Below are 15,452 nucleotides of genomic sequence, written 5' to 3'. Positions count from 1 at the left end.
TATTAAACCTGCCGGCGCCGGCCTTCGGAGCGCCTTCTGGCTTGTTCGGCATTCACATAAACCGACTCCGTGACGGTGGCATTGGCATGGCCCAGTTCCTCACTGATGTGGCGAATATCGCCGCCCGCCTCAATGGCCTGGCTGGCGCCGGTATGGCGCAGATAGTGGGTTTCCGAGCGAATGGCCAGCAGCTGTTTGGCTTCATCAGCAAAGCCATGGTCCTCCATGCGCCCGGCCGTGGCGACCATGGCCTGTTCGTAAATGCGCTGCACCTGGCGCTTACCGATAGCATCACCCTTTTTTGACGGCAGAATCGCGGCCGATTCGCCCGTGACCGGCAGGGGAGATAGGCCCAGGTATTCACGCCAGCGTTTCAGGTAAGGCAGATAGGCGTCAGGCAGGGTAACCTGCCGGGCCTTGTCGCCCTTGCCAAATACCGAGTACACCCAGTAAGGCTCGCCATCGACAACGGTGCGCCGGAAGTCCCCGAACGAGGGTGTTCGAATCCGGCCCTGATCCACCGGTCGGGGTGCCAGCTCACTGACCCGCAGAAACAGGCTTTTCATGGTGACGATGACAAACAGATGCCGTTCGTAGCGTTCATCCTCGCTGGCCAGTTCGGTGAGGGTTTCCAGCAGAAACGACCATTGCCAGTCCGTCAAGCGGCGCACCTCGGCATCCTGATCTACCAGTTTGGGACGAGCCTTGCCATCACGCTTGCGCACCTCCAGAAATGGATCTCTGGCCAGATAATCGCGCGCCATCAGGTACTTGAAGAAGGTCTGCAGCGCAGTTCTGCTGGCATTCAGGCTGGCCTGGCTGATGGAGTAGGGCGCAGAGTCCTGCCGGCTGCGTAACGCCATCGGGCGCCAGAGCGGGTTGATTTGCCGCCGGTCACCCGTGCCGGTAAACGCCGGATAAATGCCATGGGATACCCAGGATTTGGGCGGCGTCTTCAAAAAAGCGAAATAGCGGGAGACCAGTTCGCCGTCAATCTGCGACAGGTGTCGTTTGGCGATCAACCACGTATAGTTGAGAAAACGTTGAATTTCACAACGAAAACGACTGAACGTGCCAGAGACATCACTGTATTTTTCCAGAAAGCGCAGTGCTATCCCGAAATCTTCCCGGATATACTCGGCATCGATATCCAGCGACTCCAGGCGACGCTCAAGGTCAGGATAAAGAGCCAGGTCGGATTGATCCGGCAGTCGATCTGCGGTGTCAAAAACCGGAAAGCCAGGGAATTGAGTATTCACGTTCAAAGATGGCCTGAAGATATTGATGATTAAGGGTTTTCCAAATGAAACTGTCACACATAATGAGTGATAACGCCAGGGGTATGATGCGATTCGCTCCACAACTTCCTGAGGCAGTGTCCTATATGTCCAATACTCCTAAATATTGGACATTGCAGGGAATGCAGAATACCCGCTACTTTTATGGCCGCCTTGGCGAATCTGCTTCAATAATAATGGCTGCCAGAATTTCCAGGCGCCGGTGCTGATTCATGGACTTGAGAGTAAATAATGCCGATAAACAACCTCCGACAATTGCGTTACGGCTCCATTGGTCTGGCTTTCGTGCTGTTTTTTCCGCTCGCAGCAATCGCACAAAATCAGACAGAGCAGCTTTTCAAGGAATCACACCCGGAGGTTGTCACGTTTTCCTTACCGCTGGCGCAAATCCAAAAAGCGGAACTGTCAGACGCCGGAGAACTTCACGTGCTTCTGAATGCAGAAGGCAGGGATCGGCTCAGCGACATTACCCGGAGCCACCAATCAAAGCCCATGGAAATCGTGATTGCCGGGCACGTTGTCTCGCGGTTTACCGTGGTCACGGAAATAGAGAGTGGTGTGTTGCGTATCCCTGATCCTGAAGTGGCCTTGCTGAAGGCGGTTGACCCGCATTTATGAAACCTTCCTGTTTGAGCTGGCGTTCATCACAATCCCAAATCAACAGCCCTTTTTTCTGCATCACTGATTAGCATGACTGCGCATAATGTATATTATGTTAAATACGGTATGGCTTTGATATCCCACCAACTGATCTGGCTCATCCCCGCGCGCACCTTTGTTGCGGAAGCCCTCGCCCGCGAGTATCCTGACGCGGTTTCTTCCTAGAGGCTGATCCGGGCGCATACCTTGAGAAACCTGACTCCTGTCGTTTTTATTATCAGTGCCATGTTCGTACTGCTCAGCATGTTCATGACACTGCCGGCACTGCTTTTATTGGGCGACCCTTCCGGCGCGCCCAATTACATGGCGTTTGCCGAATCCGCCGCCATTGTCTGTGGCCTCGGTATCTTCGGGTTGTTGTTGACCTATAAAAATTCCGATGAACTCAAACCCCGTTACATGTTCGTGCTCACCGTCTCCAGCTGGTTCATTATCTCGCTGTTCGCCTCCCTGCCTTTTTACCTGAGCGATAACGACATTTCGTTTGTTGATGCGGTGTTTGAAGGCACATCCGGTATTACGACCACCGGTGCAACCGTACTCAGTGGCCTGGATTCCATGGACCGTGACCTTCTTTTATGGCGCTCGATTCTGCAGTGGCTGGGTGGTATCGGGATTATCGGCATGTTCGTCGCGGTGCTGCCGTTCCTGCGCGTGGGTGGTATGCGTCTGTTCGCCACGGAATCGTCGGAATGGACGGAAAAAGGTCTGCCCAGGATGAAAACCCTCAGCCGGGGCCTGCTTTTCGTGTACCTGATCTTCAGCATTATCGCCGTGGTCACTTACCGGCTATCCGGAATGACTCTGTTTGATGCCTTTAATCACGGCCTCACCAGCATCGCCACCGGTGGTTTCTCCACCTCAGACCAGTCCATGGGCAAGTTCAGTGATCTGATCCTGATGGAAGCCACTTTCTTCATGATCATAGGCAGTTTGCCGTTTTTCCTGTTTGTTCGGGAAATGCACGGCCAACACGGTGTCCTGTTCAGGGACAAGCAGGTCCGCCTGTTCCTGGCGATTTTGCTGGTGGTGCCGGCACTGATGACGATCTACCGCTGGTGGGTGTCACCGGTACACTTTGATTTGCTGCATAATTACGCCATCACTCTGTTCAACATCACCTCAGTGGTCACCACCACCGGCTATGCGTCCGAGGATTACTCCGCCTGGGGTCCGCTTGCGTTTGTGGTGTTTTTCTTTCTGATGTTTGTCGGTGGCTGTTCCGGCTCAACCGCCGGTGGCATGAAAATCTTCCGGTTTCAGTTGTCGTTGATCATCCTGCGTGAGCAGTTGATGCGCCTGCTGCACCCGCGCGCGGTGTTTACCCGTAACTACAACGGCCGGGCGGTCAGTGATGAAATCATCTCATCCATGATTGCTTACACCTTTATCTTCCTGCTGTGCCTGCTGATCATCACCGTGCTGCTGGCTTCGCTCCAGCTCGATTTTGTTACGGCCCTGTCGGGCGCTCTCACCTCGCTGACCAACGTGGGTCCGGGGTTGGGTGAAATTATTGGTCCGGCCGGCAACTTCGGCCCATTGCCGGATGCGGCCAAGTGGATCCTGTCGGTGGGGATGCTGATGGGGCGGCTGGAAGTTCTGAGCGTGGTGATTGTTCTGTCGCCGGCGTTCTGGCGCCATTGACCCTCAGCCTGAATGAAAAAAGCCGGCCTTCGGGGTTCCCGAGGCCGGCTTTTTTATTGGGTTTTTCCGCCAATAGCGCTGTCAGTGGGCGGTGTACCCGCCATCAATAACCAGCTCGCTGCCGGTGACGAACTTGGATTCGTCTGATGCCAGGTACACGATACCCCAGGCGATGTCATCCGGCTCGCCCATGTGCCCGACCGGGTGCAGATCAGCGGTCGCCTGCTTTGCTGCCTCGAGATCCTGCCCACTGCTTTGCAGGTGTTTTTCCACCAGCGGTGTCCAGATAAAGCCGGGATGAACGGAGTTCACGCGTATGCGTTCCTTGGCATAAGTCATGGCATCGGTTTTGGTCATCAGGCGCACCGCACCCTTGGAGGCATGATAGGGTGGAATATCCGGCGCACTGACCAGGCCATAAATGGATGACAGGTTGATAATGCTGCCGCTGCCAGCCTTTCTCATGTGTGGAATGGCGTGCTTGGTGCAGAAGAAAACCCCTTTCACGTTCACGTCCTGAACCAGATCCCATTCTTCCTCGGTCAGTTGATCTGTTGGCTTGTTGGCGCCGGCAATGCCCGCGTTATTCACCACCACGTCAAGCTTGCCGAAACGCTCTGCCACGCCATCGAACGCTGCTTTTACCTGGGCTTCATCCGCCACATCACAGTGCCAGTAGTCCACCTTGTAGCCTTTGGCGCCCAGTTCGGTGACCAGTGCTTTTCCTTCGTCGTCCAGAATATCGAGAATTCCGACGGCCGCGCCCTCTTCCAGCATCCGCTCTACCGTCGCCTTGCCAATGCCCAGGGTTCCACCGGTTACTGCTGCTACCTTACCTGCCAGTCTGTCCATAACGATCTCCTTGCATGTTCCGTCAAATGTATTGGGCGTACGGGTGACGGCCCGTTCAGTGTAAATGGTTCCTGCCAGTATCCGTGGGGTCGGGACCATGTCCGTTCAACCACAGAATAAGCTCAAAAATGGCCTGATGATCATTGTCGGCGCCATCAAAATCCAGACCAAATCCGTGCTCCGAGTGGCGGACAACATGACCGGTCAGGGTGCGTTGACTGTCGGTGGGTTCTGGCAGGCGAAAGGCAAGCTGCAAAGGCTGGTTCAACCGGACATCCCGGTAATCGGTTTTTATGAACACGCCACGGCGTGACGCATCCTGGATTTGCCCGGTGCCCACCGGCAGACCTTTCTTGTACACAAGTATCGGTAACTGCCCTTCTATTCTCGGGCTTTGCCGGTGTTCCATAACGACTCCTTCCTTCATGGGATCAATGATCGTGGCATGGCGATGATCGCCGGTATCTGCCTTTTTATAGCCTGTGTGATTTTTGATCAAGTTGATTGAGGTCAAATGCTGGTTAAAGTTTAGTCAGCGCCCGTAAAGTTTCACCAGTTCCTTTATTTTTTCCGTATCCACCTGGTTAAGAGCATGTCTGTCAACCTGCCATAACCAGTTGTTTTGCTGGGTCCCCGGGGTATTGAACCGGGCCTCGGACCCAAGGCCGAGCAAGTCCTGAAGTGGCACAATCGCCAATTTGCACACGGAAGCCATGGCAGCCCGAATGACTGGCCAGGGCATGTCACTGCATGGGTCAGGCAGGCCCAGATAACGGTGCAGATAGTGCCGGGTGTGTTCATTCAGGCTTCGGTACCAGCCCAGAGTGGTGTCGTTGTCATGGGTACCGGTATAAACCAGATCCCCGGGACGATGATTGTGCAACAGGTGCGGATTGCTCGGGCTGCCATCAAAGCCAAACTGCAACACAGTCATGCCGGGCAGTCCCAGGCGGTGCCGGAGCTGCTCAACGTCGTCACTGATCAGCCCCAGGTTTTCAGCGACCAGCGGCAGATCCGGCAACTCACTCAGGCACGTCTTTAGAAAGCGTTCACCGGGGCCTGCAACCCAGTAGCCATTAACGGGCCTGGGGTCAGCCGCCGGTATCTCCCAGTAATGCTGGAATCCACGGAAGTGATCAATGCGCAGCAGGTCGAATGTCTCCCGCTGACTGGCCAGCCGCCCTACCCACCATCGGTAGTTGTCGGCCGCCATGGCCGGCCAGTCGTAGACCGGGTTTCCCCAGTGCTGGCCGTCTGGCGAGAAATAATCCGGTGGCACACCGGCGACAAACCGCGGCTCGCCGGTTGTTTCAGACAACTTGAAAAGGCCGGGATGTGCCCAGACATCCGCGCTGTCATGGGCAACAAAAATAGGAATATCGCCAAACATCAGTACGCCCCGGTCACGGGCGTACTGGCGCAATGCATGCCACTGGCTGAAAAACAGGAACTGGGCAAACTGGATTTCCAGTATCCGGTCACCGGCCCGTGCGCGGGCCTGTGCTAACGCCTCCGGCTCGCGATTGCGAAGGGGCAGCGGCCATTGGGGCCAGCTGACAGTGGGCTGGCTGTCATGAATTGCCTTGAACAAGGCAAAATCGTCCAGCCAGGACTGATGCCGATCCAGAAAATGGTGCCAGTCGTCCGGGTTGGCCAGGGTGCATTTCTGGTAATGGCCGGACAAAAATCGCTGAGCGGCCTTTCTCAGGAGGGCCTGGCGGCTATCGGCTGCCACCTCTTCGGTCAGTAACAGACCGCACGGTACCAGTTCCTCAAGATCAATGAGGTCCGGGTTGCCCGCGTGCGCCGAAAGCGCCTGGTAAGGGGACAGGTCCGTATGGGTCGGACCAATGGGCAGGGTCTGCCAAACGGTCATGCCTGTGTGTTGCAAAAAGTCCACGAACGCCCGGGCCGATTCGCCAAGTTTGCCATGATGTCCGGGCAGTGCGGTCGGATGCAACAGGACACCGGCCCGGCGTCGATTGAGCACAGGCCGGGCCTCCAACGGCTTCATGCTTCATGGCCCGGGCGCATGGCGCCACCTCTCGCGGGCGCGCCGCCGCCCTGGCTCAAGGGCTGGAACAGGCTGGCCGGTGGCTGGTAGCCAATGGCCTCGTAGAGATTGACCAGATGACGCCGGTAAAGATGTTCGAAGTCCCGCACGACCTCGGCCGGGTTGTAATCGCCAAACCACCAGAACCAGTCTGAACTCTCACACAAACCCAGTTGCCGGCTGGCCAGAACCTTTTGTTCGGTACTCAGGGTGCCGTTGTCCATGGCTTTGTCGTAATGCTGTTTGGCTTCACACAGCAGGTCCCAGGCCCGGTTGGTGTCCCTGTCACCAATCCAGGTGGAAAACGTACCGTAAATCCAGCTGCCCGCGACCAGGTGTGGTAAATGCTCCGGTTTACACCGGGGTTCGGCAAGCACGGCCTGGTAGGTGCTCAGGCGCAAGTGCGGGTGATCGGCCAGTACGCCGTAGAGCTCGTCCAGGAAGTGGTAACCGTTTTCCGGGAAATATTCCCAGGCATTTTCGCCATCGAGAATCACTGAAATCACGCGATTGGCCTGGTCACCGGTGTTCATCACAATTTTTTCCATGTGGTGCACCAGATCGCCCACCGCGTCTTTGGCATGCCAGTCTGCATAGCTGAAGCCGATCAGGTCCGACAACCCGTCATCCCGGAAAAATACCGTTATGGGCGCATCACCAAAACTATAGGGCCTGTGTATACCCGGGGGAGCGCGCAGCTTTTTCTGCTCCAGCACGGGCTTCACACTGTTATGAAGCACGGAATCGCCACTGGCGGTCCACTGGAACCCCTGTTCGCCCAGTAGCGCCAAGGTTTGCTGGCTCAGGGCGCCTTCCGAGGCCCAGCAGCCGACCGGTTCCCGGCAGAAAAACCGGTTGAACACCCGTTTGCCCTCCTCCAGGTGCCATCGGGCACGCTGCTGACCGCCCGGGTACTGGCTGTATTGAGGTAATGGTGCCTCCGGCAGTGTTTCTTTAACCGATTGCAGGTCCAGCAATAATGGAACAATGGGGTGCCCCCAGGGGTTCATGGCCAGTTCCACCTGCCCCGCATCGGCCAGATGCCGGTAACGCGGGCCAATGCCGGCAATCAGCTCCGCGATCACATCAAACAGGCTCCGCCGATCCTCGAGGGAATAGTCATGGGATTTTTCTTGCAGGCTTCGGATTATGGGATGGCTCCGGCGAACCGTTTCGCCAATCCAGCCCAGGTGATACCAGACCACCAGGTCGGCGAGAAACTGGCGGGAGAGATAACGCTGAATGTCCGGTCGGCTTCGGTAGATTTCCGCCAGTTCAGCCAGCCTTTGAAATGCGGCAAAACGGCCGATAATACGCTCAGGATTGGCCCTCAGACACTTGTCCATCAAGGTCAGAAAGGCGGTTGAACCTGGCTCCGGCAGAGTGTCAGCCACCAGGGCGGCCAATACCGGATCACTGATAACAGTACCGCCATGGCGCCAGCGTTCTATCTGCACCAGATAGTCTTCAATCTGCTCCAGCAAAATGGGCGAAAAATTCACCACCGCCCTGGCTTCCGGGTGCGCCTCCAGGTGCGCGGCCATATCCACATAATCCTTGATGCAGTGCAGGTACACCCAGGGGAACAGGAATTCACCGGTGCTGTGGTCCCGGTAGTCTGGTTGGTGCATGTGCCAGCAGAAAACCACCGGTGTGTGTGTATCGGGCGCCGGGCCCTGGACAGTGTCAGAGACCATGGGGATAGTCCTGCCCCAGCATCTCCGGGGTGACAAGCACAATGCCCTTGGGCGATACGTGGAAACGTTGGGCGTCCTTTTCGTGGTCGAAGCCGATGCGGGTACCCGGTGGAATGCGACACCCCCGGTCAATGAGTGCATTGCGGATGTGGCAGTCCCGGCCGATTTCCACATCCGGGAACACCACGGTGTCTTCCACGGTGCTGTAGGAATGCACATGCACCTGGGAGAACAGCAGTGAATGCCGGACCTTTGATCCGGACACAATGCAGCCACCGGCCACCATCGAATCCACGGCTGTGCCACACCGGTCCTTGTCGGCAAAAATGAACTTGGCCGGCGGCAACTGCTCCTGATAGGTCCAGATGGGCCAGTGCAGGTCATACAGGTTCAGTTCCGGGCTGACATCGATCAGCTCCATGTTGGCCTGCCAGAGCGAGTCGATCGTGCCCACATCCCGCCAATAAGCCACCTTGTTACTGGTCGGGTCCCGGAACGGGAAGGCGCACACCCGCAAGCGTTTAATGATCGACGGAATGATGTCCTTGCCGAAATCGTGGGACGAGTTTTCCAGATCATGGTCCCGGATCAGCTCGTCAAACAGAGTCTGGCTGTTGAAGACGTAAATGCCCATCGAAGCGAGCGCTTTGTCAGGCTGGCCGGGCATGGGTTTCGGGCTGGCGGGTTTTTCCTCGAATTCGGTAATGCGCAGGTGATCATCCACCGACATCACCCCGAAGGCCGATGCCTCCTCCAGGGGGACCTCGATGCAGCCAATGGTGACATCCGCCTCACACTCCACATGTGCCGCGAGCATGGTGCCATAATCCATCTTGTAAACATGATCACCGGCCAGAATGAGCACGTATTCGGGATTGTGGCTGCGGACAATGTCCAGATTCTGCAGCACCGCATTGGCCGTGCCCACATACCAGGAGGTCTCAATACGTTGCTGGGCGGGCAACAGTTCGACAAATTCCCCGAACTCACCCCGCAGAAAGCCCCAGCCGCGTTGAATGTGGCGCATCAGCGAGTGGGATTTATACTGTGTGATGACGCCTACCTGGCTGATGCCCGAGTTCACGCAGTTGGAGAGTGGAAAATCAATAATGCGGAATTTACCGCCAAACGGCACGGCCGGCTTGGCCCGCCATTTGGTCAGGTCGTGCAGCCGGCTTCCCCTGCCTCCGGCCAGCACCAGAGCGAGAGTTTGCCGGGTCATGCGGCTGACAAAACGCTTGGTGGTATGCATTGTTCTGGCTTCCATTCGATTTTGACATAGACTTAGCTTAGGTTATTTTCCGAACATTGCTATAGCGTGAACCCATGCCCAGCCCGCTCCTGAACGCGTTTGATCTGGACCTTTTTTCTGAAGGCCGCCACTGGCACATCTACAACGTGATGGGGGCACACCCAATGCGCTGTGATGGTTCAGAGGGGGTGCGTTTTGCGGTCTGGGCACCCAATGCCCGGGCCGTTAATGTCATGGGGGATTTCAACGGCTGGGATGCCGACAGTCATGCCCTGGAGCGACAGGGGCACAGCGGTGTCTGGGCACTGTTTGCCCAGGGCGCACAGCCAGGCTCCCTTTACAAGTTTGCGATTACCACCGCCGCCGGTGAATACCTGATCAAGACCGATCCCTACGGACAGGCATTTGAGCAAAGGCCCGCCACCGCAGCCCGCGTGATTGAACGAAAGGCCTACGCCTGGGGGGATGGCCGGTGGCTGAGCCGGCGCCACCAGTTCGACTGGTTGCACAGCCCTATCGCCATCTACGAAGTGCACCCGGGTTCCTGGCGTCACCATGGCTCCGGCCGCTGGCTGACCTACCGGGAGCTGGCCGAACAGCTGATCCCCTACGTGCAGGACGCCGGTTTCACCCACATTGAACTCATGCCACTGACCGAACACCCGCTGGACGAGAGCTGGGGCTACCAGACCACCGGCTATTATGCGCCCACCAGCCGTTACGGCGGTCCGGATGACCTGCGTTACCTGGTGGACCAGTGCCATCAGAACGGCATCGGGGTGATTCTGGACTGGGTGCCGGCGCACTTTCCCGACGACGAGCATGCCCTTGCCCGCTTTGATGGCACCGCCCTCTACGAGCACGAGGACCCGAGGCGCGGCCGTCACAAGGACTGGGACACGCTGATCTACAATTACGGTCGGCACGAGGTGCGCAATTTTCTTATTGGCAGCGCCCTGTTCTGGCTGGACGCCTACCACATTGACGGGCTGCGGGTGGATGCGGTGGCCTCGATGCTCTACCTGGATTACTCGCGCAACGAAGAAGAATGGCTGCCCAACGAATACGGTGGCAATGAAAACCTTGAGGCCATCGACTTTCTCAAAGAGCTGAACCGGGTCTGCCAAAGCCGGTTCCCGGGGGTCCTGATGATGGCCGAGGAGTCCACCTCCTGGCCGCAGGTCACTCGCCCACCGGAAATCGGGGGGCTGGGATTCAACCTCAAGTGGAACATGGGGTGGATGCACGACACGCTGGACTACCTGCAACAAAACCCGGTGTATCGGCAGTACCACCACGACAAGCTGACGTTCGGCCTGATGTATGCCTTTTCGGAAAACTTTCTCCTGCCCCTGTCTCACGATGAAGTGGTGCATGGCAAGTCCAGCCTGATCCAGAAAATGCCGGGCGACGAGTGGCAGCAGAGGGCTTCCCTGCGACTGTTATTGAGTTACATGTACACCTATCCCGGAGCCAAACTGTTATTCATGGGCGGCGAATTTGGCCAACGCCGGGAATGGAGTGAAAAACGGGAGCTGGACTGGTCACTGCTGCAGTACCCGGAGCACGAGGGAATCCGGAAACTGGTACGGGATCTGAACCACCTTTACCGGAACAAAGCCGCGCTGCACGGCCAGAACTTCAGCAGGGCGGGCTTCGAATGGATTGACTGCCATGATTCGACCCAATCGGTGGTCAGCTATTTGCGCAAAGGCGGCCCGGAGGCCGATCAACAGTGCGTGATTATCGCGAACTTCACCCCCGTGCCCCGGCGGCAATACCGCATAGGCCTGCCGGCCGGTGGCCGTTGGCGGGAATGGTTCAACTCTGACTCCACTTATTACGGCGGCAGTGATGTCGGCAACCCGCTGGAATTGCAGGCCAGCGACCAACCCTGGATGGGCCGCCAACATTCCGTGGAACTGACGTTACCGCCGTTGGGGCTGGTGATTCTGGGAGTGGCCTCATGATGCGTATCCTGTTTGCCACCAGTGAAGTGTTTCCGCTGGTCAAAACCGGTGGCCTTGCGGATGTCTCGGCCAGTCTGCCCGAGGCCCTGTGCCGGGCGGGCCATGACTGCCAGATCATCCTGCCCGGTTATCCCCGGGCAATGGCGGTGGCTCGGGAAAACAACGCCACCGCTCTGGCCTGCTTTCGCCAGGGCCAGTACGACGTCACACTCTGGAAAACGACCCTGCCCGGTACGCCGGTCACCCTCTGGCTGGTGGATTGCCCGGTGCTGTTTGATCGCCACGGCGACAGTCCCTACCAGGATGAGCACGGCCAGGACTGGTGGGACAACGCCCATCGCTTTCAGCTGTTCGCCCGTACCTGCGCAATGCTGGCACTGGGGCAACTGAATCTTTCCTGGCAACCGGATGTGGTCCATTGCAATGACTGGCAAACCGGCCTGGTTCCGGTCTTTCTCAGGGAGAATCCAGACCCGCCCGCAACCGTGTTCACCATCCACAACCTGGCGTATCAGGGGCTTTTTCCCCATGAAACCTTCCGTGCCTTGGCGCTGCCGGATTCACTCTGGCACTTCGAACGCCTGGAATTCCACGGCCGGTTATCCTTCATCAAGGGTGGGCTGGTCTATGCCGACGCCGTCACCACTGTCAGCCCGACTTACGCGCGGGAGATTCAGACACCAGTCCTGGGTTACGGTCTGGACGGCCTGCTTCGGCACCGGTCGGACCGGCTCACCGGCATACTCAATGGTATTGATGCCCGAGTCTGGGACCCGAATCAGGATACCTGCCTGCCCCACCACTACAGTGCCGGGGAACTGGACGGAAAGGCCCGGTGCCGGTCCGCCTTGCAGGCTGAACTGGGCCTGAACACCGGCTCCGCACCGCTGCTGGGATTTGTGGGTCGTCTGGTTGAACAGAAAGGCCTGGACTGGTTGCTGGAAATTCTTCCCCATCTGCTGAAGCGCGGCTGCCAGTTTGCCCTGCTCGGCTCCGGCGAGGCCCGCTACCAGCAACCCCTGCAGGCACTGGCTCGTGACTGGCCCGGGCAGTTATCACTGACCCTGGGCTATGACGAGGCACTGGCACACCGCATCACCGCCGGGGCCGATCTGTTCCTGATGCCCTCGAAATTCGAACCCTGCGGGCTGAACCAGATGTACAGCCTGCGTTACGGCACCTTGCCCGTGGTGCATGGCGTGGGGGGACTGAACGACACCGTTTTCGATCCCACCGAAGCCCCGCCGGGCAAAGCCAATGGTTTTGTATTCCGAAAGCCCGGCCCGGCAGCCCTTCTTGCGGTGACCGAACGTGCACTGGCAACGAGGCAACACCCGGACAGCTGGCGCCAGCTCCAGAAAACCGGCATGCAGGCTGACTATTCCTGGAACGGCCGGGCCGGTGACTATCTGGCACTTTACCGCACACTGATGAGTGATCAATGACCACAGGGAGGTCATAAGAATGCACAAGGCAACCCGGTTCCGGCTTGAAGCCCACCCGCACATTCCAGAGGCAATTGCCCGCCTGGAAGAACTCGCCAACGATCTGTTCTACAGCTGGGACCACAGCGTTCGCGGTTTATACGCCCGCATCGACCTGCCCCTGTGGCAGAAGGTTGAGCACAACCCGAAGCTGTTCCTGCGCCGGGTCGCCCAGAGCCAGTTGGACGAAGCGGCCGAGAACCCGGCCTACCTGAGCGAATACCGTCGGGTACTGTCCAACTACGATGCCTATGTCGAGGCCGAACCGGGCAGTGAGGTTCTCGAAAAACTGGACCCGGAAACCAGCCTGGTTGCCTATTTCTGCGCCGAATTCGGCTTCCACGAGAGTTTTCCCATTTATTCAGGCGGCCTGGGTATCCTGGCCGGCGACCACTGCAAGGCCGCCAGTGATCTGAGCCTGCCATTTGTCGCGGTGGGGCTGCTGTACCGGCAGGGTTATTTCATCCAGACCATTGATGCCCAGGGGCAACAGGTTGCCCGTTACAAAAGCCATTCCAGTGATGAGCTGCCGATTACCCTGGTCGAATCCGATGGCCAGCCGCTGATCATCTCCGTCCCCTTCCCCGGCCGGGATGTCTTTGCCCGGGTGTGGCAGGCAAAAGTGGGCCACATTCGCCTTTACCTGCTGGATTCCGATACCCCGGAAAACAGCGAGGAGGACCAGGCGCTTACCCTGCAACTGTATGGCGGGGATTCACGGACCCGCATCAGCCAGGAAATGTTGCTGGGCATCGGCGGCACCCGGGTGCTTGCCGCTCTGGGCATAGAGCCCACCGCCTGGCACATCAACGAGGGGCACGCCGCTTTCCAGATTCTGGAACGCTGCAGCCAGACCATGGTGGCCACCGGCCTTTCCTTCGAAGCGGCGCTGGAGGCGGTGGCGGCCTGCACCCTGTTTACCACCCATACGCCGGTACCGGCGGGACACGACATCTTCCCGAAGGAATTGATGATGGAGGCCCTGGGGCCTTATCTGGAAGCCTCTGGCCTGGAGTTTGACCGGGTATTCGCCCTGGGCGGTAGGCACAACAACGGCGGCACCTTCAACATGACCAGCCTCGGGCTGCGCGGCTCAAGGTTTCACAATGGTGTCAGCCGAATCCATGGTGGCGTTGCTTCGCAAATGGAAGCCGACATCTGGCCGCAGGTGCTGCCACAGGAAAACCCCATCGGTTACATTACCAACGGGGTTCATGTGGCAACTTTTGTCGCTCCGGAATGGTCCAGCCTGTTCGATATTCAGGCACCCAACTGGAAAAGCGAGCTGAGAAATCCGGAGTTCTGGGAATTTGTCGACAAAATTCCCGATTTTCACTTCTGGAGTATCCACAAGACCCTGAAACAGCAAATGGCCGAGTTCACCGTGGAGCGTCTGCGGCGCCAGCACGAACGCAATGGTACCGGCTACTCGGTAACCAAGCGGATGACCGAAAAGCTGACCTCGCTGGAAAAAGACGTGATGGTGGTGGGCTTCGCCCGGCGCTTTGCCACCTATAAGCGCGCGACCCTCATTTTTTCCGACCTGCCCCGGCTTGAGCAACTGCTGACCAATCCGGAACGCCCGGTGGTGCTGGTTTTCGCCGGCAAGGCACACCCACAGGACAACCCCGGCCAGCAACTGATTAAAGTCATTCACGACCTGTCCATGCGGCCGTCGCTGATGGGCCATATTATTCTGCTGGAAGACTATGACCAGGCCATGGCACGCCGGTTATTGAGCGGCGTGGATGTCTGGCTGAACACGCCGGAATATCCGAAAGAAGCCAGCGGTACCTCCGGCGAAAAAGCCGCCATGAACGGCGCCGTCAACCTGAGCGTGATGGATGGCTGGTGGGGCGAAGGCTACGACGGCTCAAATGGCTGGGCCATTACTCCCCGTGCCACCGAACTGGACCAGGAATTCCGTAATCGCGAGGAGGCCCGGGATTTACTGGACCTGCTGGAGCACGAAGTGATTCCCCTGTACTACAGCCGGGCGGCACAGGGCTATTCGGAAGGCTGGGTGGCGCGTTCGAAGGCGTCCATGAAAACCATCATGCCCCGTTTCAATGCTCAGCGCATGGTGATGGATTACGTGTCCGGGTATTACCAGCCGGCCGTGCAGCAGGGCCACCGGCTCATGGCCAACAACGGCCAACTGGCCTCGGAGCTGGCGCAGTGGAAGGAAAAAATCAGAAGTGCCTGGCACGGTGTGTCTATCCAGGTACATGGTTGCGTGCAGGAGCGCTGCAAATGGGATGACGAAGTCGAGCTGACGGTGGAAATGGAACTGAACGGCCTTGCACCCGAGGATGTGCGGGTAGAATGCGTGGTCACCGTGGAATGCGCCGGTACTCATGGCGAAACCGGTCCGGAACATTTCTACCTGCAGCCCGTACCGGGGCACAAGGGCAAGAAAACACTGTTCAGTACCAGTGTCATGCCCCCCTATCCCGGCCTGCAAACCCTGCGCATTCGCGCCTACCCCTACCACGACGCCCTCACCCATCCGCTGGAGATGGGCGCCATGCTGTGGGCGTAG

The 15,452-nt window shown here is 58.1% G+C and carries 11 protein-coding genes; 5 read left to right on the top strand and 6 right to left on the bottom strand.

Annotated elements, in window-relative coordinates:
• Positions 1-2: 2 nt before the first annotated feature.
• On the bottom strand, positions 3-1,259 hold the full coding sequence (locus tag BMZ63_RS11065; protein WP_091705648.1) for a tyrosine-type recombinase/integrase: 1,257 nt from the start codon (positions 1,257-1,259) through the stop codon (positions 3-5).
• Between the two features lie 270 nt (positions 1,260-1,529).
• Here BMZ63_RS11065 and BMZ63_RS11060 point away from each other — a divergent pair, with 270 nt between their 5' ends.
• Positions 1,530-1,916, top strand: a complete 387-nt coding sequence (locus tag BMZ63_RS11060; RefSeq protein ID WP_091705513.1) for a hypothetical protein — start codon at positions 1,530-1,532, stop codon at positions 1,914-1,916.
• 267 nt (positions 1,917-2,183) lie between these two features.
• Positions 2,184-3,602: a TrkH family potassium uptake protein gene (locus tag BMZ63_RS11055; RefSeq protein ID WP_091705511.1), complete on the top strand. Its 1,419-nt coding sequence runs from the start codon at positions 2,184-2,186 to the stop codon at positions 3,600-3,602.
• A gap of 81 nt (positions 3,603-3,683) precedes the next feature.
• On the opposite strand, the gene BMZ63_RS11050 is transcribed toward BMZ63_RS11055, so the two are convergent.
• The 5 genes from BMZ63_RS11050 to glgC form a co-directional block, all read right to left on the bottom strand.
• Entirely contained in the window at positions 3,684-4,454 is a 771-nt protein-coding gene (locus tag BMZ63_RS11050; protein WP_091705510.1) for an SDR family NAD(P)-dependent oxidoreductase, read from the bottom strand.
• 55 nt (positions 4,455-4,509) lie between these two features.
• Positions 4,510-4,863, bottom strand: a complete 354-nt coding sequence (locus BMZ63_RS11045) for a PilZ domain-containing protein (protein WP_091705508.1) — start codon at positions 4,861-4,863, stop codon at positions 4,510-4,512.
• A 123-nt stretch (positions 4,864-4,986) separates the two neighbouring features.
• Complete coding sequence (malQ, locus tag BMZ63_RS11040; RefSeq protein ID WP_244888396.1) at positions 4,987-6,444, bottom strand: 4-alpha-glucanotransferase; 1,458 nt, start codon at positions 6,442-6,444, stop codon at positions 4,987-4,989.
• A gap of 20 nt (positions 6,445-6,464) precedes the next feature.
• Complete coding sequence (locus tag BMZ63_RS11035) at positions 6,465-8,204, bottom strand: glycoside hydrolase family 57 protein (protein ID WP_091705504.1); 1,740 nt, start codon at positions 8,202-8,204, stop codon at positions 6,465-6,467.
• Positions 8,194-9,456 (bottom strand): glucose-1-phosphate adenylyltransferase, encoded by a 1,263-nt coding sequence (gene glgC / locus BMZ63_RS11030; RefSeq protein WP_091705502.1) that lies wholly within the window; start codon positions 9,454-9,456, stop codon positions 8,194-8,196. The genes BMZ63_RS11035 and glgC overlap by 11 nt, the downstream gene beginning before the upstream one ends.
• 74 nt (positions 9,457-9,530) lie before the next feature.
• Here glgC and glgB point away from each other — a divergent pair, with 74 nt between their 5' ends.
• From glgB to glgP, 3 genes are read left to right on the top strand one after another with little or no spacing between them, the layout of a single operon-like run.
• The gene (gene glgB / locus BMZ63_RS11025; protein WP_091705500.1) at positions 9,531-11,426 is read left to right on the top strand and encodes a 1,4-alpha-glucan branching protein GlgB; all 1,896 of its coding nucleotides are present in this window, start codon (positions 9,531-9,533) and stop codon (positions 11,424-11,426) included.
• Entirely contained in the window at positions 11,423-12,871 is a 1,449-nt protein-coding gene (glgA, locus tag BMZ63_RS11020; RefSeq protein WP_091705498.1) for a glycogen synthase GlgA, read from the top strand. The genes glgB and glgA overlap by 4 nt, the downstream gene beginning before the upstream one ends.
• Before the next feature lie 19 nt (positions 12,872-12,890).
• On the top strand, positions 12,891-15,452 hold the full coding sequence (gene glgP / locus BMZ63_RS11015) for an alpha-glucan family phosphorylase (RefSeq protein WP_091705496.1): 2,562 nt from the start codon (positions 12,891-12,893) through the stop codon (positions 15,450-15,452).

The organism is Marinobacter persicus (assembly GCF_900114155.1).
In the GTDB taxonomy this organism is placed as follows: domain Bacteria; phylum Pseudomonadota; class Gammaproteobacteria; order Pseudomonadales; family Oleiphilaceae; genus Marinobacter; species Marinobacter persicus.
Note: the sequence above shows the minus strand (reverse complement) of the source record. Positions and strands in the feature narration are given on the sequence as shown.

Bases quoted from the DNA above. Each gene is read 5' to 3' on its own strand.
- BMZ63_RS11050 (WP_091705510.1), bottom strand. From the start codon at position 4,454: ATGGACAGACTGGCAGGTAAGGTAGCAGCAGTAACCGGTGGAACCCTG.
- BMZ63_RS11045 (WP_091705508.1), bottom strand. From the start codon at position 4,863: ATGGAACACCGGCAAAGCCCGAGAATAGAAGGGCAGTTACCGATACTT.
- glgA (WP_091705498.1), top strand. From the start codon at position 11,423: ATGATGCGTATCCTGTTTGCCACCAGTGAAGTGTTTCCGCTGGTCAAA.
- BMZ63_RS11035 (WP_091705504.1), bottom strand. From the start codon at position 8,204: ATGGTCTCTGACACTGTCCAGGGCCCGGCGCCCGATACACACACACCG.
- BMZ63_RS11060 (WP_091705513.1), top strand. From the start codon at position 1,530: ATGCCGATAAACAACCTCCGACAATTGCGTTACGGCTCCATTGGTCTG.
- glgB (WP_091705500.1), top strand. From the start codon at position 9,531: ATGCCCAGCCCGCTCCTGAACGCGTTTGATCTGGACCTTTTTTCTGAA.
- BMZ63_RS11055 (WP_091705511.1), top strand. From the start codon at position 2,184: ATGTTCGTACTGCTCAGCATGTTCATGACACTGCCGGCACTGCTTTTA.
- glgP (WP_091705496.1), top strand. From the start codon at position 12,891: ATGCACAAGGCAACCCGGTTCCGGCTTGAAGCCCACCCGCACATTCCA.
- glgC (WP_091705502.1), bottom strand. From the start codon at position 9,456: ATGCATACCACCAAGCGTTTTGTCAGCCGCATGACCCGGCAAACTCTC.